17 protein-coding genes are annotated in these 17,998 nt (G+C 62.7%); 14 read left to right on the top strand and 3 right to left on the bottom strand.

What is annotated here, in order from left to right; all coding sequences use genetic code 11:
• Window positions 1-53 precede the first annotated feature (53 nt).
• The 7 genes from O3303_RS18395 to O3303_RS18365 all read left to right on the top strand — a co-directional run bounded on the left by O3303_RS18395 (window position 54) and on the right by O3303_RS18365 (window position 7,751).
• Window positions 54-596 carry a hypothetical protein gene (locus tag O3303_RS18395; RefSeq protein ID WP_269559830.1) on the top strand — a complete coding sequence of 181 codons (543 nt, stop codon included), beginning with the start codon at window positions 54-56 and terminating at the stop codon, window positions 594-596.
• A 65-nt stretch (window positions 597-661) separates the two neighbouring features.
• On the top strand, window positions 662-1,981 hold the full coding sequence (locus tag O3303_RS18390; RefSeq protein ID WP_269559829.1) for a serine hydrolase domain-containing protein: 1,320 nt from the start codon (window positions 662-664) through the stop codon (window positions 1,979-1,981).
• A gap of 431 nt (window positions 1,982-2,412) precedes the next feature.
• On the top strand, window positions 2,413-3,126 hold the full coding sequence (locus tag O3303_RS18385; protein WP_269559827.1) for a pirin family protein: 714 nt from the start codon (window positions 2,413-2,415) through the stop codon (window positions 3,124-3,126).
• Between the two features lie 123 nt (window positions 3,127-3,249).
• Window positions 3,250-3,828, top strand: a complete 579-nt coding sequence (locus O3303_RS18380; RefSeq protein WP_269559826.1) for a nitroreductase family protein — start codon at window positions 3,250-3,252, stop codon at window positions 3,826-3,828.
• 4 nt (window positions 3,829-3,832) lie between these two features.
• Window positions 3,833-4,543 (top strand): pirin family protein, encoded by a 711-nt coding sequence (locus O3303_RS18375; protein WP_269559825.1) that lies wholly within the window; start codon window positions 3,833-3,835, stop codon window positions 4,541-4,543.
• Window positions 4,544-4,827: 284 nt separating this feature from the next.
• Window positions 4,828-7,281: a S9 family peptidase gene (locus tag O3303_RS18370; protein WP_269559824.1), complete on the top strand. Its 2,454-nt coding sequence runs from the start codon at window positions 4,828-4,830 to the stop codon at window positions 7,279-7,281.
• A gap of 176 nt (window positions 7,282-7,457) precedes the next feature.
• Window positions 7,458-7,751, top strand: coding sequence for a YMGG-like glycine zipper-containing protein (locus O3303_RS18365; protein ID WP_269559823.1), 294 nt, complete (start codon window positions 7,458-7,460; stop codon window positions 7,749-7,751).
• Between the two features lie 104 nt (window positions 7,752-7,855).
• Here O3303_RS18365 and O3303_RS18360 read toward each other — a convergent pair whose 3' ends face one another.
• Window positions 7,856-8,905 carry a methyltransferase domain-containing protein gene (locus O3303_RS18360; protein WP_269559822.1) on the bottom strand — a complete coding sequence of 350 codons (1,050 nt, stop codon included), beginning with the start codon at window positions 8,903-8,905 and terminating at the stop codon, window positions 7,856-7,858.
• Between the two features lie 153 nt (window positions 8,906-9,058).
• Here O3303_RS18360 and O3303_RS18355 point away from each other — a divergent pair, with 153 nt between their 5' ends.
• Window positions 9,059-9,994, top strand: coding sequence for a D-2-hydroxyacid dehydrogenase (locus O3303_RS18355; protein WP_269559821.1), 936 nt, complete (start codon window positions 9,059-9,061; stop codon window positions 9,992-9,994).
• 141 nt (window positions 9,995-10,135) lie between these two features.
• On the opposite strand, the gene O3303_RS18350 is transcribed toward O3303_RS18355, so the two are convergent.
• Both O3303_RS18350 and O3303_RS18345 read right to left on the bottom strand, forming a co-directional pair.
• A complete protein-coding gene (locus O3303_RS18350) occupies window positions 10,136-11,257 on the bottom strand; it encodes an extracellular catalytic domain type 1 short-chain-length polyhydroxyalkanoate depolymerase (RefSeq protein ID WP_269559820.1) in 1,122 nt (373 codons plus the stop codon).
• Between the two features lie 129 nt (window positions 11,258-11,386).
• Window positions 11,387-11,926, bottom strand: a complete 540-nt coding sequence (locus O3303_RS18345) for a GreA/GreB family elongation factor (protein ID WP_269559819.1) — start codon at window positions 11,924-11,926, stop codon at window positions 11,387-11,389.
• Window positions 11,927-12,096: 170 nt separating this feature from the next.
• On the opposite strand from O3303_RS18345, the gene O3303_RS18340 reads away from it, so the two are divergent.
• The 6 genes from O3303_RS18340 (at window position 12,097) to clpB (ending at window position 17,945) form a co-directional block, all read left to right on the top strand.
• Window positions 12,097-12,576, top strand: coding sequence for a hypothetical protein (locus O3303_RS18340; protein WP_269559818.1), 480 nt, complete (start codon window positions 12,097-12,099; stop codon window positions 12,574-12,576).
• 194 nt (window positions 12,577-12,770) lie between these two features.
• Window positions 12,771-13,718, top strand: coding sequence for a 1-phosphofructokinase family hexose kinase (locus O3303_RS18335; protein WP_269559817.1), 948 nt, complete (start codon window positions 12,771-12,773; stop codon window positions 13,716-13,718).
• A 34-nt stretch (window positions 13,719-13,752) separates the two neighbouring features.
• Window positions 13,753-14,154, top strand: coding sequence for an NUDIX hydrolase (locus tag O3303_RS18330; RefSeq protein WP_269559816.1), 402 nt, complete (start codon window positions 13,753-13,755; stop codon window positions 14,152-14,154).
• Between the two features lie 141 nt (window positions 14,155-14,295).
• Window positions 14,296-14,460, top strand: a complete 165-nt coding sequence (locus O3303_RS18325) for a hypothetical protein (RefSeq protein WP_156109023.1) — start codon at window positions 14,296-14,298, stop codon at window positions 14,458-14,460.
• Window positions 14,461-14,621: 161 nt separating this feature from the next.
• Window positions 14,622-15,188, top strand: a complete 567-nt coding sequence (locus O3303_RS18320) for a hypothetical protein (RefSeq protein ID WP_269559815.1) — start codon at window positions 14,622-14,624, stop codon at window positions 15,186-15,188.
• Window positions 15,189-15,326: 138 nt separating this feature from the next.
• The gene (gene clpB, locus O3303_RS18315) at window positions 15,327-17,945 is read left to right on the top strand and encodes an ATP-dependent chaperone ClpB (protein WP_269559814.1); all 2,619 of its coding nucleotides are present in this window, start codon (window positions 15,327-15,329) and stop codon (window positions 17,943-17,945) included.
• Window positions 17,946-17,998: the final 53 nt, after the last annotated feature.

Genomic DNA, 17,998 nt, shown 5'->3' with positions numbered 1-17,998 from the left:
AAATTACGGTGCTGTATGCAACTGCGCGGTATTCATTCCCTTCCTGCTATTCTATGCTACCCACTCTACCCTCCCGCCCGCTTTCCTTGCGCCTGCTGGCCGCCGGCTTGCTGAGTGCCGCTTTGGCCGGCTGCGGCTGTGGCACCGTCGACTGCGACACCTGCGACCCATTTGCCGACGAACTGGTGCTGTTCCGCCTCGATGCCGACACGCTGCGCAACGGCTTCCGGCAGGCCGAAGTGGCCTCGGCCTACGTGGTGCGCTACGCCAACCCCGATTTCACCCAGCCCCGCGACACCATCCGGCAGAAGTTCCAGAATATCTACCAGGGCTTCGGCTACTCCAACCGCGACGTAGTGCTGAACCTGCTGTTTGCCGGCAAAATCAGCACGGCGGCGCAGTTTCTGGGCTCCAGCTACCGCATTGTGGTGCCGCTGGCCAACCGCGAGTTCGATGTCAGCAACCTGGAAATCAGCACTGAGGAAGGCACCGGCTGTTGCCCCTGCTCCTACAACACCCGCCGCCGCTACTTCCTCAACAGCCGCCCCGTCACCGCCGACGGCACTTCCTACTCGGGCACGGTGCTGAGCCGGTAGCGCCGCATTAAACCCGGCCGCCATTTCGGCATCCATCTGGCAACCGCTATACTTGTAGTTGCCCTATGAAACACGTTCTACGCTTCCTGCTGATTCTGCTGCTGCTGCCGGTGCTGCCGGGCCGGGCGCAGCAAACGCCCCTGTACTTCCCGCCCGCCAGCGGCACCTGGGCCACTACCACGCCCCAGAGCCTGGGCTGGTGCCAGCCCCAGCTCGATTCGCTGGTGGCGTTTTTGGGCCGCAAGGGCACCAAGTCGTTTGTGGTGCTGAAGGACGGGCGGCTGGTGGTGGAGCGCTACTACGGCACCTTCACCCAGGATTCCGTCTGGTACTGGGCGTCGGCGGGCAAGTCGCTGACGGCGACGCTGGTGGGCGTGGCCCAGCAGGAGGGTCTGCTGCAGCTTCAGGACAGCACCTCCCGCTACCTCGGCCGCAGCTGGACGTCGGCGCCGGCTGCCAAGCAGGCCCTCATCACGGTGCGCCACCAGCTCACGATGAGCACCGGCCTCCACGACGCCCCACCTCCGCCCTGCGACAACGAAAGCACCGCCGCCGGCTGCCTGCTCTACCGCGCCGACGCCGGTACGCGCTGGGCCTACCACACCGGCCCCTACCGTTTGCTGCAAAACGTGCTGGCCCAGGCCAGCGGCCTCACCATCAACCAGTACACCAACCAGAACCTGGCCAGCCGCATTGGTATGAGCGGGCTGTGGGTGAACGACGTGTATTACAGCAGGGCCCGCGACGTGGCCCGGTTCGGGCTGCTCACGCTGGCCCGCGGCACCTGGAACGGCACCGCCATCCTGCGCGACACGGCTTATTTCCGCCGCATGACCACGCCTTCGCAGGGCTTCAACCGCAGCTACGGCTACCTCTGGTGGCTGAACGGGCAGCCCTCGTACATGCTGCCGGGCCTGCAAGCTGTCTTCAACGGCCCGCTCATCCCCACGGCCCCCGCCGACCTGGTTGCGGCGCTGGGCAAAAACGACCAGAAGATCTACGTGGTGCCCAGCTTGGGGCTGGTGGTGGTGCGCCAGGGCAAGTCGGCCGGCGACTCGCGGCTGGCGGTATCGTCGTTTGACACCGAGCTGTGGCGCTACCTGATGGCCACCATGCAGTGCCGGCCGCTGGCGGCCAGCTCCGGCGTGGCCGCCACCATTCCGCTCTACCCCAACCCCGCCGCCGCCACGCTTACGCTGGGCGCCCCAGCCGGCAGCCGCACCATGCGCCTGCTCGATGGCCGCGGGCAAGTGGCGCGGCAGTGGCCCGCTGCCGCTGCCGAAACGGAAGTATCGGTGGCCGGCGTGGCGCCGGGGCTGTACCTGGTACAATGGCTGGACGGCCAGGGCCGCGTGCTGGCCTCGCGCAAGCTGCAGAAGCAGTAGTAAGCAGCATTAGCCCAATGAGTTGCCCCCCGGGTTGTGGCTGAACGTCATGCTGAGCTTGCCGAAGCATCTCTACCGCTCCGTTGAATCGGTGCAGACGGAGCGGTAGAGATGCTTCGGCAAGCTCAGCATGACGTTCGGATAGTTTTAATCGGCTTCACAGACACAGCCTGATAAATCTACCGCCGCTACGCGGCTCATAGCCATAATCAGGTTCGTGCGCAGGTCATCTTCGGCTGGCACCCCCTCTCCTTTTCGGAGAGGGGGCCGGGGGGTGAGGCGAACCGCTGGGCCGATGCTACCTCAGCCTCCCTTTCAAACAGAATATCGGAAATGCAGTAAACTTTTAGGAAGCAATTGATGTATGTACATATATTGCATCACCAACCGCATCCCGCGGCTTCCTTCAGACCTGTTTCAACTTCCCGATTATGCAAACGCTCCTGCACGCCGCCAACTCCCGCGGCCACGCCAGCCACGGCTGGCTCAACTCCTACCACACGTTCAGCTTTGCCGGCTACCAGAACCCGGAGCGAATGCACTTTGGCGTGCTGCGCGTGCTCAACGATGACACCGTGGCCGCCGGCATGGGCTTCGGCGCCCACCCGCACGACAACATGGAAATCATCAGCATTCCGCTGGCCGGCACGCTGGAGCACAAGGACAACGCCGGCAACCACGGCATCATCCAGAGCGGCGACGTGCAGATGATGAGCGCCGGCACGGGCATCGCGCACAGCGAGAAAAACCACAGCCGCACCGAGGAAGTGAAGTTTCTGCAGATCTGGGTGTTTCCGAACAAGCGCGGCGTGCAGCCCCGCTACGACCAGCAGAGCTTCCGGGCCGCCGACCGCCACAACCAGTTTCAGCAGGTTCTCTCGCCCGACCCCGACGATGCCGGCGTCTGGATTCATCAGGATGCCTGGTTCCACCTGGCCGATTTTGATGCCGGTTTCAACGCCGACTACCAGGTGAAGCGCCCCGGCAACGGCGTCTACGTGTTCGTGCTGGAAGGCGACGCCACCATCAACGGTCAGGCCCTGCACACCCGCGACGGTTTCGGCATCTGGGACACCACTTCCTTCACGGTGCAGGCCGACAGCAACACCCGCCTGCTGCTGATGGACGTACCCATGAGTCTGTAAATCGCAGATGGTGCAGATGAAAAGGATGTTGCGGATCGATGCTCTTTGCATCATCCGCAACATCCTTTTCATCTGCTACTCATCATCTGCGACATCCTTTTCATCTGCACCATCTGCGACACTATGCGTCACGCCACCACCACCTATCCCGTCCACGAGCTAATTCGCCAGCGCTGGAGCCCGCGCTCCTTCACCAGCCAGCCCGTAGCACCCGACGCCCTCAACCAGGTGTTTGAAGCTGCCGCCTGGGCGGCCAGCGCCATGAATGAGCAGCCCTGGCGCTATATCTATGCCCATAAATCCGACCAGGAATCGTTCCAGAAGCTGGTCGACTGCCTGATGCCCGGCAACCAGCCCTGGGCCAAAAACGCCCCGGTGCTCATCCTGTCCCTGGTGAAAACGCACTACGACAACGGCAACGCCAACGGCGCCGCTCTCCACGACCTGGGCATGGCCAATGCCAACCTGATCCTGGAGGCCACGGCCCTGGGCCTACACGGCCACTTCATGGCGGGTTTCGATGCTAATAAGGCCCGTGAAGCCTTCCAGATTCCGGAGTCGCTGCAGCCGGTGGCCATGCTGGCGCTGGGCTACGTCGGCGAGGCCGACCACTTGGAAGAGCCGTTCCTGAGCCGCGAGAAAGCGCCGCGCCAGCGCAAGCCCGTAAGCGAAATTGCTTTTCACGGTCAACTACCAGCTTAGTCTTATGCCACACATTCTCATTTCCGCCGCCGACCGCGGCCTGAAGGACATCGGATGGCTGCAGAGCAACTTCTCGCTCAGCTTCGGGCCCTACGCCAACCCGGCCCGCAGCGGCTTCGGGTTGCTGCGCGTCTTCAACGACGACTTTGTGCAACCCGGCGGCGGCTTCGGCCTGCATGCCCACGCCAACATGGAAATCATTTCGGTGATGCTGGCCGGGCGTATGAACCACAAGGATTCGCTGGGCTACTCCGAGGAGGTGGCCACCGACTGGGTGCAGATTATGAGCGCCGGCACCGGCCTGCGCCATGAGGAGCACAACATCGGCGACGACGAGGTGAACTTCCTGCAGATCTGGATTGAGCCCAAGCTGCAGAACGTGACGCCCCGCTACCAGCGCCGCCACTTCCCGGCCGAGAAGCGCCGCAACCGCCTCACCACCATCGTCAGCAACGAGGAGGGCACGGCCCACTGCTGGATCAACCAGAACGCGAAACTCTCGCTGGGCTTCTTCGACGCCGGCCAGACCGTGGACTACACCCTGAACCCGCTCAACAAAGGCGTATTCATCTTTTTGCTCGAAGGCCAACTGACCGTGAACGGCCAGGCCGTAGCGCCGCGCGAAAGCCTGGGCCTGTGGGAAACCGCCGACGTGCACATCAGCTGCGAGGCGGAAAGCAAGTTTATTGTCATCGAAGCGCCTATCAATCACTAGGGCTTTTCCGGCGGCTTTGGCCGTTTCCATACTCACCGGCCCGGCAACCACAGCGTTGCCGGGCCGGTGGCGTTTGTAGCCTACCCAATTGGCCTTCAACTGCCTTGGCCGCCAGTGATGGTAGCCAGCCGGGCGGGCTGCAGGGCGTCAGCCAGTCAAATCATCCTCTGAATTATCCTATCTATAATCACAACTAGCAGATTATGACGCCGCTATGCTGTACCGTCGGGATTAAATAGCGACTTTTGCCGGCAAATCTGTTGGTCTGCGTCTGCTTTGCTTATATGAAACAAACTTTCCTCTTTGTTGCGCTGGCGCTGGCCAGCCTGGCCGTTCGGGCACAGGATCTGCCCTACCAGCTGCCGCCCAAAGCCATTGCAACCCTGGCTGAAACGCCGCCCACGCCGCGCGTCAGCATCTCGCCCGACGGCCAGTGGATGCTGCAGCTCGACGTGCAGGACATGCCCACCATCGCCGACCTGTCGCAGCCGGAGCTGCGCCTGGCGGGCTTGCGCATCAACCCGCGCACCAACGGGCCCAGCCGCGTGACCTACGCCACCATGCTGCGTCTCAAGCGCCTGCCCGACGGCAAGGAGCTGCTGATTCAGGGCTTGCCGGCCAATGCCCGCATCAGCGAGGTCACCTGGTCGCCGGACAACACCAAGATTGCCTTCACCCACACCACCAACAACCACATTGAGCTGTGGCTGGCGGATGTGGCGTCGGCGTCGGCCCGGTTGGTGCCGAATATCTTTCTGAACGGCGTGTTCGGGACCAGCTACGAATGGGTGTCCGATAGCAAGGCCCTCATTGCCCGCGCCATTGTGGGCGGCCGCGGCGAGGTGCCGTCGGCCACGGTGGCCCCCACCGGCCCCACCATCCAGGAAAACAGCGGCCGCACCGCCGCCGCCCGCACCTACCAGGATCTGCTGAAAAACCCCGCCGACGAGCGGCAGTTCCAGTATTTCGCCTTGTCGCAGGCCGTGCGCGTGACGACCGACGGGCGCATGCAGCCGCTCGGCGAGCCGGGCATCATTCAGCAGGCTTCGCCGTCGCCGAATGGCCGCTACGTGCTGGTGAAAACGCGCCACCGGCCGTTTTCCTACACCCTGCCCGTGAGCAGCTTCCCAGTGCGGGTAGACATTCTGAGCATCGACGGGCCCGTGGTGAAGGCCTTAGAAGATATGCCGCTGGCCGATAACGTGCCCACCAGCTTCGACGCGGCCCCTACCGGGCCGCGCGCCCACGGCTGGCGCGAAGATGCCCCTGCCACCGTGTTCTGGGTGGAAGCCCAGGACGGCGGCGACCCCAAAACGGCCGCCGCCATCCGCGACAAAGTGTTTGCGCTGGCGGCCCCGTTTGAGGGCACGCCGCTGGAGCTGGCCGCGCTGCCCATGCGCTACGCCGGCATCTACTGGGGCACCGATAAGCTGGCGCTGGTGCAGGGCTACCGCTGGGCCGACCGCCACGAAACCACCTGGACGCTGGACCTAGCCACCAAAACCTCGCTCACGGTGCTCTTCGACCGCTCGTCGCAGGATACCTACACCGACCCCGGCACGCCCTACCTGAAGCGCAACGCCCTGGGCCGCCAGGTGCTGGTCACCGACCCCACCAGCAGCATCATCTACCTGTTCAGCAACGGCGCCTCGCCGGAAGGCGACCGGCCGTTCGTGGACGAGATGAACGTGCGCACCAAGAAGATTCTGCGCTGGTGGCGCTCGGAGGCGCCGTTCTACGAGCAGCCCATTGCCATCCTCGACGAAAGCAAGCGCCAACTTATCACCCGCCGCGAGTCGGTGACGGACGCGCCCAACTACTTCCTGCGCGACGCCCGCAGCAACCGCCTCACGCCGCTTACCAAGTTCGCTAACCCCTACGCCAGCCTCGGCGGCCTGAAAAAGCAGGTGCTGAAGTACAAGCGCGCCGACGGCGTCGACCTGACCGCCAACCTCTACCTACCGCCTACCTACAAGAAGGAAGACGGCCCGCTCCCGACGCTGATGGAAGCCTACCCCGTGGAGTTCAAGGACAAGAAAGACGCCAGCCAGGTGAAAGGCTCGCCCTACACCTTCACGCGCCTCTCGTGGGGCTCGCCGGTGTTCTGGGTGACGCAGGGCTACGCCGTGCTGCAGGCCACCAGCATTCCGATTGTGGGCGAAGGCACTAAGGAGCCCAACGACACCTACACCGAGCAGCTGGTAGCCTCGGCCAAAGCCGCCATCGACGAAGGCCAGCGCCTGGGCGTGGTGGACCCCAAGCGCGTGGCCGTGATGGGCCACAGCTACGGCGCCTTCATGACGGCCAACCTGCTGGCCCACTCCAACCTGTTCCGGGCCGGCATTGCGCGCAGCGGCGCCTACAACCGCACGCTCACGCCGTTTGGCTTCCAGGGCGAGGAACGCACCTACTGGCAGGCCCCGGAGGTCTACAACGCCATGTCGCCGTTCAACTACGCCAACAAAATCAAGACGCCCATCCTGCTGATTCATGGCGAGGCCGACAACAACTCCGGCACCTTCCCCATCCAGAGTGAGCGATTCTACAACGCCCTGAAAGGCCACGGCGCCACCGTGCGCTACGTGGTGCTGCCCTCGGAAAGCCACGGCTACGCCGCCCGCGAGTCCATCATGCACATGCTGTGGGAGATGAACTCCTGGCTGAACAAATACGTGAAGACGCCCGCCACCGTAGGCTCGGCGCCGGTACCAGCCGGCGCGCAGGCGCCCGGCCGCTAGCCAGCTCCGCCAACGCATTTTCCAACACCCCGGGCCATCTGGCTCGGGGTGTTTTTTTGTTGGCGGCTGGCCGGCATACTCCTGATGTGCAATATTATGGCCTGCCTATAACCCTACTATTCCGCCGGCCGTTTCAGGGGCATATATCAGTTTCCCAACTGCTAAATTTCACTGACATGAAGACCATCAAAATATATGCAGCCATGCTGTCGGCCGTACTGATGCTGAGCAGCACCGTTTCCGCTTCCGACGCTGCGGCCCAGTCTGGCATGAGCCGGAAAGGCAAAGGCGCCATCATCGGGGGCGGCACGGGTGCCGCGGCCGGCGCCGTCATTGCCGGTAAAGGCGACCGGGGCAAAGGCGCTATCATCGGCGGCGCGGCTGGTGCCGTAGGCGGGGCCATCATCGGCCGCAAAAAGGACAAGAAAAAGGATCCGGTCCGCTACCGGCAGTACTCCAAGAAAGACTAGTTTCCTGACATTCGACGTCAGCAAAAAGGCTCCGCATCAACCGATGCGGAGCCTTTTTTCAGTAGAATGAAGCTGTTATTTATGGCAAGCGAATGGTCTACCTCCTAGCAGCCGCAGGACGCCGCCGCGGCATCGGTGCCGGCGGGAGCGGCTGCCGTAGGGCCGCACGGAAACAGGCCGAAGTGCTGCTCCTTATTGCCGAACACCCGGAAATGCGCGCCGTAGCGGGTCAGGCCAACCATTTCGGCCGTGTTGCCGCACACCAGCATGGGGCGGCCGGTTTCGAAGCGGTGGTGGTCGTCGAGGACAAAGGCGTGCGGGTGGCCGGGGATGGTACCGAGGTAGGTGGCTACCTGGCCGTAGTCTTCGCACCGGTCTTCGAGAGCCAGCTTGAAGGCCCGCACCGTGAGCGAGTAGAAGCCGATGTTGCCCACTTTAGCCTCAATTTCGGGGTTGCCGATGGTGAGGCGGCGGCTGGCCGTGAGGCGGTAGTCATCCACGCCCAGCTGCTGCAGCAGGCGCCGGAAATCGTCGATGTAGAGGGCGCCGCTCAGGCACTCACCGTACAGCACGGGGTCCTGACGCAGCACTTCGGGCACGCGGCGGTCCGAGAATACGTCGGCAATGTGCAGCTCGCCGCCGGGCTTCAGCACCCGGAAAATCTCGCGGTAGGTGGCTTCCTTATCGGTGCTGAGGTTGAGCACGCAGTTGCTGACCACCACGTCCACGCTGTTGTCGGGCAAGCCGGCTGAGTGCAGGTCTTCGATGTAGCCGTGGCGGAACTCCACGTTGGGCCGCGAGTAGCCGAAGCGCGCCGTGTGCGTGTCGATGTGGCGGCGGGCCACGTCCAGCTGCTCCTCGGTCATGTCCACCCCGATTACGTGGCCGTCTTGGCCCACCAGCTTAGACAGCAGGTAGACGTCGCGGCCGCTGCCGCTGCCCAGGTCGAGCACAGTGCAGCCTTCTACCAGCGGCGGCACGGCCACGCCGCAGCCGTAGTATTTTTCCAGCACTTCCGACTCCAGCTGGGCCAGAATCCGCTTGTGCTCGGCCGGAATATCGTCGGTGCAGCAGGCATTGGTTTGCAGGTCATCCTGCGTGCGCAGCTGCTGGCCGTAGTAGTCCTGAACCTGATTGTGCGTGAGGTCTTCCATAAGAAACTAACCGGATAAAAGTGAGAGGCTGCGGATCTACGAAGCTATCAGGTTTTTAGGATTGGGCGGCCGCCGGGGCCGGCGCGCCGTACAAAGCGGGCATTTTAGCGCCATTCCGCAATACAGAGGCGACAATCAGAGAACAAGCACGCTATGCAGCTCTTCGTATACTCCACCCTCAACGACCAGGCCCGGCAGCTACTGCTTCAGCAGCTACCTGCCGACATCCACCCCACTTTCCGGCAGGATTTACCAGAAAACCAGCAGCAGGCAGCATTTCAACAAGCCGAGGTGGTGCTGGGCAATCCGCCGCCGGAGTGGTTTGCGGCCGGGGCGCCAGCCGCGCTGCAGTTCTGGCAGATTGATTCGGCCGGAATCGACCGGTATCAGGAGCTTCGGGTGGATTTTCCGGTGGCCAACGTGGGCGACTTTTTCGCGTGGCCCTGCGCCGAAACCATCGTGGCGGGCATTTTGGGCTGGTACCGCGCCATTCCGGAGCTGGCCGTGCTACAGAGCCGGCGGCAGTGGGTGGGCGGCCCTATCCGGGGCCGCGTGGGGCTGCTGCGCGACAAGCGGGTGGTGATTCTGGGCAGTGGCGCCATCGGGCAGGCCGTGGCCGAGCAGCTGGCGGGCTTCCGCTGCCACGTGCAGCTGCTGGCCCGCACCGACGCCCGCGCCCAGCTGCACTCCCGCGAAGACCTGCTGGCCGCGCTACCCGAAACCGACCTGGTGGTAAACTGCCTACCCGGCAGCGCCGACGGGTTTTTCTCGGCCGAAATGGTGCAGGCCCTGCCCGCCCACGCCCTCTACGCCAGCGTCGGGCGCGGCAACACCACCGACGAGGAAGCGCTGCTGGCGGCCCTGCAAGCCAGCCAACTGGCCGGGGCTGTCCTCGACGTAACGGCCCGGGAGCCGCTGCCCGCCGACAATCCGCTGTGGGGCCTGCCCAACGTGCTGCTCACCCAGCACAGCGGCGGCGGCCAGCCCCGCGAAGACGAAGGCAAAGTGGAAATCCTGCTCGACAATTTGCACCGCCTCCGCCAGCAGCAGCCGCTGCAAAACCTGGTGCAGCTGGCCCGCGGGTATTGAGTAATGCTGCTTGAACGTCATGCTGAGTCTGCCGAAGCATCTCTACCGCTTCGTTGGATTACCGTTGCAATAGAGTTGCTTCGGCAGGCTTAGCATGACGTTCTGAATAAAATTCCTGTGCCTGCAAAGAAGCCGGGCCGACTACTCCTTCACCATCTTGCGCACCACTGGCTGCCCGGCTACTTCGGCCTGCACCCAGTAGATGCCGGACGCCCAGCCGGCTGTAGACAGCTGCAGGCTGCCGTCGGAAGTGCGGCGCGGGGTGGCCGGCACCACGCGGCCCAGCGCATCCGTCACACGCAGGCGGGTTAGCGGCTGGCCGGCTTCGGCGCGCAGCGTTACCAGCTCCTGCGCCGGGTTGGGAGCCAGCTGCAACAGCCGGCCGGAAGTTTCGGGTTTGGTGGAAGCCACCAGCCCAGTCAGGCGGTAGGGCCGCAGGAAGCGCCAGATTTCCCGGCTGGCGTTGATGTCGCGGTTGGTGACGCCGATGTTCACCGGCGCGCCCGGCCAGGTGTGGCCGCCCCCGATGATGCGGTAGTGCTCTACTACGCTGCCGTTGCGGCCGCCCGTGTACAGCTGCCGCTCCACGGTGCTGCCGTCGGCGGTGTTGATGTCGGGGATCTGCGTGACGACGGGCGTGGGGTTGCAGCCGTTGCGCTGCACCCAGCCTGCCAGCAGCGTCGGGATGGGCACAAACAGCAGGTTGCCGTTGTAGGGCACGGTGCCGTCGGCGGTGCCGTGGATTTCGAGGATGGGCACCGCCCGCCCCGGCATGCACACCGCCTGCCGGCTGGCCACCATACTGCCCGTAACGGACGCAATGGCGGCAATGCGCCCGCTCAGCTGGCAGGCCAGCTCGTAGCTCATGAAGCCGCCGTTGCTCATGCCGGTGCTATACACGCGGTTGGCATCGACGCGGTATTTAGCGCTGAGCGTATCAATCAGGGCGGCCAGAAACGCTACGTCGTTGGGGCCGCCGCTGCCGGGGGCCGTGAACGTGTTCCAGTAACGGCTGCCGGTGCCGTCGAGGGTGCCGTTGGGATGCACCACCAGAAAGTTGGCGGTATCGGCAATGGCCCGGAAGTCGCCGTACTGCTCCTGCTCCAGGTTGTTGGAGCCGTAGCCGTGCAGGTTGAGCAGCAGCGGCACCGGCCGCGCGCCGGTGTACGCCCGCGGCACATACAGCCGGTAGTCGCGCACGACCCCGCCGAAGCGGATGCTGCCGGTGACAGTGGACTGGGCCCGCAGGCCGGACGCGGCCAAAAGCAGACCGCAGCAAAGTAGAAATCGGAGCCGCATAACGAGACGGATTAGAAAGAAGGCAGGTAATCGAAATGTCGGGAGTTTATCTTCAGCAGCAACCCACATACGTGTTGGGCAGCCGCCAAAGCGCTAGAGAGGCGGCAGTGCTATGTCGTCGTAGGAAATGCCGATTACCTCCACCTCTTCCTCCTGCGGCCCGAGCTGCAGCGTAACCAGCTGACCCAGCTGCGCGCCCTGCACCGCCCGCGCCATGGGCGCCACAAATGCCAGCCGGCCTTCCGCCACATCGGCCTCATCTACGCCCACAATGGTGAAGCGCCGCTCGGTGCCGGGCCGGCCGCCGCTACGAGTGCGCAGCGTCACGGTAGCGCCGAAACGCACTTCCTGGGCGGGCTGCGTACGTGGGTCTATGAGCCGGGCACTGCCGAGCCGGGCGTTGAGGGCCACGATCTGGGCATTGTAGAGGGTAAGCAGGCGGGTGCGGTCGGCCTCGTTTTCGCGGTTGGCTTCGGCGCGGGTGCGGGTGGCTTCCAGCGTCGTCAGCTCGGCCCGCAGCAGGGCCAGCCCCCGGGGCGTGACGTAGTTGGCCATGCCGGGCGGCAAGGGCGCGCGGGGCGGTACAATGGGGGCTTCCTGCGAATCGTCTTCTTTGGTAAATGCACGGCTCATAGCCCCTGCTAACGCAAGCTTGCGCCGCAGGTTGGCCCCCGTCAAGCCAACCGCTGCCACGTTTTCCAACGTCATACCTTACGCACTCATTCGTCCTTTCAGCCCAGGCCACCAACAACCCCACGGCGCCCAGGCCGGTACAACTACCGCACTCCTACTTTCCCACTGCCATGGACACCATTCGCACCTTTTCCGCCGACACCGAAGCTGCCCTGTGGCAACAGGTAGCCGCCGACATGATCCGCCAGTCTGACTTGCTCGAGTACACCGCCAACCTGCACCAAAACGGCTATCAGATGCAGCTAAGCCTGGACATCGATTTGGGCGGCGGCTTCGAAGGCGGCTACGAAACCACCACCTTCCGGGCCGTGGTGCCGGGCCAGCCGACGCTCCACTTCACCCTGCACGAGCAGGATTGGGTGCACGAGCTGGGCAAGCTGCTGGGCCTGCAAGACGTGGAATTGAGCGACCCGGACCTGGATAGTGCGTACATCATGACCACCAACAACCCCGACCAGCTACGAGCCCTGCTTTTTGCTGACCCCGCGGTGCGCCAAACCCTGCTGCGGTATCAGGAGCTGCGTCTCGACCTCACCACCGACCCGAATGCGCCGGACGCCGACACGCTCCTGACTTTCACCAAAGAGTAGGCCCTGACCGACCCCGCGCAGCTGCAGGAAATCTACCACATGCTGTTGGTTTTGCTGCAGCAGCTGGCCCCGCAGCCACCAGCGGCGGCCAACGGGTCAGTGCAGTAGCGCATTTATTCTGCCCGGCATCTGCGTTCTTATTTCATATTTTTCTCTTGCGGCCCTCATTCCGGCGCCGCAGCTACTTTGCATGTATGGCCCGTATCGTCACGCTTACCCTGAACCCAACCGTCGATAAAAGCACCACCGCCGACCACATCATCCCCGACCAGAAGCTGCGCTGCGCCGCGCCTAGGTTCGAGCCCGGCGGCGGCGGCATCAACGTGAGCCGGGCCCTGCGGCGGTTGGGCGCCGATTCGGTGGCGGTATTTCCGGCCGGCGGGCCCACCGGGCAGCTGCTGCAGGAGCTGCTGGCGCAGGAGCAGGTGCAGCAGCTGGCCGTGGAAACAGCCAGCCGCACCCGCGAAAATTTCATCGTGGTAGATGCTTCCAGCGGCCAGCAGTACCGCTTTGGTATGCCCGGCACCGAGCTGACCGCCACCGAGCAGCAGCAGGTGCTGGCGGCCCTGCGGAACCTGCCCGAGGTGCCCGGGTTTCTGGTTATCAGCGGCAGTCTGCCGCCCGGCGTGGAGCCGGAGTTTCTGGCCGAAATAGCCCGCTGGGCCAAGCAGGCCGGCACCCGCATCGTTGCCGATACCTCCGGCCCGGCTTTGCAGCGCATCCTGCAGGAAGGCGTGTACCTGATCAAGCCCAACGTGGGCGAGCTGAGCAAGATGACCGGCGTGGAGGAGCTCGACGACGACGCCGTAGCGGCCGCCGCCCAGCAGCTGGTGCGCGAGGGCCAGGCCGAAATAGTGGTGGTGTCGCTGGGGCCGCAGGGCGCCTGCGTGGTTACGAAGGACGCCGTAGACCACGTGCCGGCTCCCGCCGTGAAAAAGCGCAGCACCGTGGGCGCCGGCGACAGTATGGTGGCCGGCCTAGTGTACGGCCTCAGCACCGGCCTGAGCCTGCCCGAAACCGCTCGCCTGGGCGTGGCCTGCGGCTCGGCGGCCACCATGAACCCCGGCACCGAGCTGTTCCGCAAGCCCGACGTAGACCGGCTCTACCAGGGCCTGTTGCAGCGCCTGCCGCAGCGCGCCTGATTTTCCGCGCAGCTCACGGCTACTTTCCCGCCCCATGCCCCTCATCGACAAGATTGCCTGGCTGCACCTGCACGACGGCCGCATCCTCAGCACCCGCAGCCGCGGCAAAGACGCCTATTACCTGCCCGGCGGCAAGCGCGAGCCGGGCGAAACCGACGCTGACACGCTGCTGCGCGAAATCCGGGAGGAGCTGACCGTGACGCTGGACCCGGCCAGCCTGCAGTTGCGCGGCGTGTTCACGGCCCCCGCCCACGGCCACGCCCCCGACGTGCTGGTGCAGATGACGCTCTACGCCGCCACCTACACCGGCCAGCTGCAGCCCGCCGCCGAAATCGAGGAAATCGTCTGGCTCAGCTACCGCCACCGCCCCCAGGTATCGGCCGTGGACCAGCTGATTTTCGACTGGCTGCGGGAATTGGGCGAGTTGGCGGAGTAGCCAACCAGGTTGCGGAAAAGCGGTTGGGCTCCATCCTGGAATCCGGTAGGTTTGGAGGCTCCGGAGCTAGCCATACAGCGCCGCCAGCTGAACCTTTTGCCGTATCTTCGCGGTATTACAGCTACTTAACCCTGCTGCATTATGGGAACCACCGACAACAAGCCAACGCCCACAGAACCAACCAAGCTCACCAAAGAGCAGCGGCTGGCCCAGGCCCGCGAATATGCCAAGCAATTCAAGTTTGACACGCTCAGTGAAGAGGATTTGATTCGGTTGCGTCGTAATGCTTACAAGTATGCCATCTGAGCGCGAGTTAGGTGAAGGCTACCCGTTTCATTACCGCAAAGGGCCATCCCATAAAGATGGCCCTTTGGTTTGCACGCACTATTACACGTTTCGGACCCGTAAAAACCTGCGGTATGTCGTGGAGGCCGAGCATTATCATCTAATCATTCATTTATCAATATATGAAAAACAAGCATAATATCGGCTTACTACGCTTTGTATTTAAAGCATACATACCATCGCTGAAAAACCTTCGGTATTGTTTAGATAATATTTCAGAATCCTTTAAGTGGGATGACATTCAGATAAGCCATGATTTTGAAGACACAGATTCACATCTGGAGCTAAGTAATATCTCTAGAAGCTTAAAACCGGGATTAGAAGAGTATTGGTTGTTGTTTCTTGGAATAGCAGAGCTGGCAACAGTTTGTGAGGAAGTTGCGATAGAGTTTGAAGATTCTGATTTAATTGCGAAAATCGAGGATCTTAAAAAGGATTTTCCGTTCAAAACTATCCGCGATATTATTGCTCACTGGGAAGAATATTCGATAGGAAAAGGAAGATTACAGCATGAAAAAAATTCACCTTCTGTAGCTATGTTATCTTTCCCTTTTATGAGCGCAGGAGGAAGTAGGTCAGACAATTACTATTTTGAATTAGCTGGAAAAAACATCAACATCTACAAGCTTTATGAACAGCTTGAATCCCTATGTGATGAAGTTAGGCATGTATTGTACGCAAAGCACTAATGAAATTTTGTCATATTAAATTATAGCAAAAAACAATTTTACAGCCAAAAAGTCAGCAAAACCATCCTCGCACCCCGTTTGCTAGTCCCCTCGTAGAACCTTCCATTGCGAAGTCTCACCCTACGACGAAAGCAAGCCATGAACTTTAATAACTATACCATCAAGGCGCAGGAGGCCGTGCAGAAGGCCACCGAAATTGCCGGCGCCAACCAGCAACAGGCCATTGAAACCGGCCACTTGCTGAAGGGCCTGTTCCAGAGCGACGAGAACGTGCTGTCGTTTGTGGCCAAGAAGCTGGGGGCCAACCTCAACATCCTCACGCCCCGCCTCGATGCCCTGGTGGCCGCCTACCCCAAGGTGAGCGGGGGCTCGCCCTACCTCGCCAACGAAACCGCCGCCGCCCTGCAGCGCGCCACCGGCTACCTCAAGGAGTTCCAGGACGAGTACGTGTCGGTGGAGCACCTGCTGCTGGGGCTGCTGAGTGGCAAAGACGCGACAGCCACTCTGATGAAGGATGCCGGCTTCAACGAGAAAGACCTGAAAGCGGCCATTCTGGAGCTGCGCGGGGGCCGCAAGGTCACGTCGCAGTCGGCCGAGGACCAGTACCAGAGCCTCAACCGCTACGCCCGCAACCTCAACGAGCAGGTCCGCCTCGGCAAGATGGACCCCGTGATTGGCCGCGACGAGGAAATCCGCCGGGTGCTTCAGATTCTGAGCCGGCGCACCAAGAACAACCCGGTGCTACTGGGCGAGCCGGGCGTGGGCAAAACCGCCATTGTGGAGGGCCTGGCCCAGCGCATCGTGGCCGGCGACGTGCCCGAAAACCTGCGCGACAAGGTGATTATGAGCCTGGATATGGGCCTGCTCATTGCCGGGGCCAAGTACAAGGGCGAGTTTGAGGAGCGCCTCAAGGCCGTCATTAAGGAAGTAACCGACTCGGATGGGCAGATTATCCTGTTCATTGACGAGATGCACACGCTTATTGGGGCCGGCGCGGGTGGCGAGGGCGCCATGGACGCGGCCAACCTGCTCAAGCCGGCCCTGGCCCGCGGCGAGCTGCACGCCATCGGGGCCACCACGCTCAAGGAGTACCAGAAGTACATTGAGAAGGACAAGGCCCTGGAGCGCCGTTTCCAGGCCGTGATGGTGGACGAGCCCACCGTGGAAGACGCCATCAGCATCATGCGCGGCATCAAGGAGAAGTACGAGCTGCACCACGGCGTGCGGATTACCGACGACGCCGTTATTGCCGCCGTGGAACTGAGCTCGCGCTACATCACTGACCGGTTCCTGCCCGATAAGGCCATTGACCTGATGGACGAGGCCGCCGCCAAGCTACGCATCGAGTTGAACTCCATGCCTGTGGAGCTGGATGAGGTGCAGCGCCGCATTATGCAGTTGGAAATTGAGCGCGAAGCCATCCGCCGCGAGGAAAACCATGACCGGGAAGCCGTGCTCAACAAGGACATTGCCGACCTCTCGGCCCGGCGCGACGACCTGAAGGCCCAGTGGGAAAACGAGAAATCAGCCCTCACCAGCATCCAGACCGAGAAGGAGAATATTGAGCGCTACAAGCTGGAAGCCGACCAGGCCGAGCGCCAGGGCGACTACGGCCGCGTGGCCGAGCTGCGCTACGGCAAGATTCAGGAAGCCGAAGCCAAGCTGAAGGAGCTGCAGGCCCTGGCCGAAGCCGACAAAGGCAAGGAAGGCGGCTCGATGCTGCAGGAAGTGGTGACCCAAGAGGACATTGCCGACGTGGTGGCCAAGTGGACCGGCATTCCGGTGAGCAAGATGCTGCAGTCGGACCGCGAGAAGCTGCTGAACCTGGAGGCCGAGCTGGGCAAGCGCGTGGCCGGCCAATCGGAGGCCATTATGGCTATTTCCGATGCCGTACGCCGCTCCCGGGCCGGGCTGCAGGACCCCAAGCGGCCCATCGGCTCGTTTATTTTCCTGGGCACTACCGGCGTGGGCAAAACCGAGCTGGCCAAGGCCCTGGCCGAGTACCTGTTCAACGATGAAAACGCTATGGTGCGCATCGACATGAGCGAGTTTCAGGAGCGCCACGCCGTGTCGCGCCTGATTGGGGCGCCTCCCGGCTACGTGGGCTACGACGAAGGCGGCCAGCTGACCGAGGCCGTGCGCCGCAAGCCCTACTCGGTGGTGCTGCTCGATGAAATCGAGAAGGCCCACCCCGACGTGTTCAACATCCTGCTGCAGGTGCTCGACGACGGCCGCCTCACCGACAACAAAGGTCGGGTGGCGAACTTCAAGAACACCATCATCATCATGACCTCGAACACGGGGGCCGATATCATTCAGCACAATTTCAAGGAGCTGAACGAGTACAACCACGACGAAGTAGTGGACCGCACCCGCGACGAAGTAGTCGAGCGCCTCAGGCAGCACATGCGCCCCGAGTTCCTGAACCGGATTGACGAAATCGTGATGTTCCAGCCCCTCAAGCGCAAGGAAATCCGCAAAATCGTGGACATCCAGTTCCGCCAGATTCAGCAGCGCCTCACCGAAGCCGGCATCCGCCTGGAAGCCACTTCGGAGGTGCTGGACTTCCTGGGCGAACAGGGCTTCGACCCCACCTTTGGGGCCCGGCCCCTCAAGCGCGTCATCCAGCGCCTGGTGCTCAACGAGCTATCGAAAGATATCCTCTCGGGCCGCGTAAGCAAAGACGCGGTGGTGGAAGCCGTGCTGGAAGACGGCGGCATCCGCTTCAACAATGTGGAAATGCCCGCTGTAGCGTAAGTAGATTGGAGTAAGTAAAAAGCCCCGCCGGCGTTATGCCGGCGGGGCTTTTT

Origin of the sequence: Hymenobacter canadensis (assembly GCF_027359925.1) — a bacterium.
Lineage (GTDB): Bacteria > Bacteroidota > Bacteroidia > Cytophagales > Hymenobacteraceae > Hymenobacter > Hymenobacter canadensis.
The sequence above is the reverse complement of the archived record's forward strand: the minus strand, read 5'-3'. Positions and strand labels throughout refer to the sequence as shown.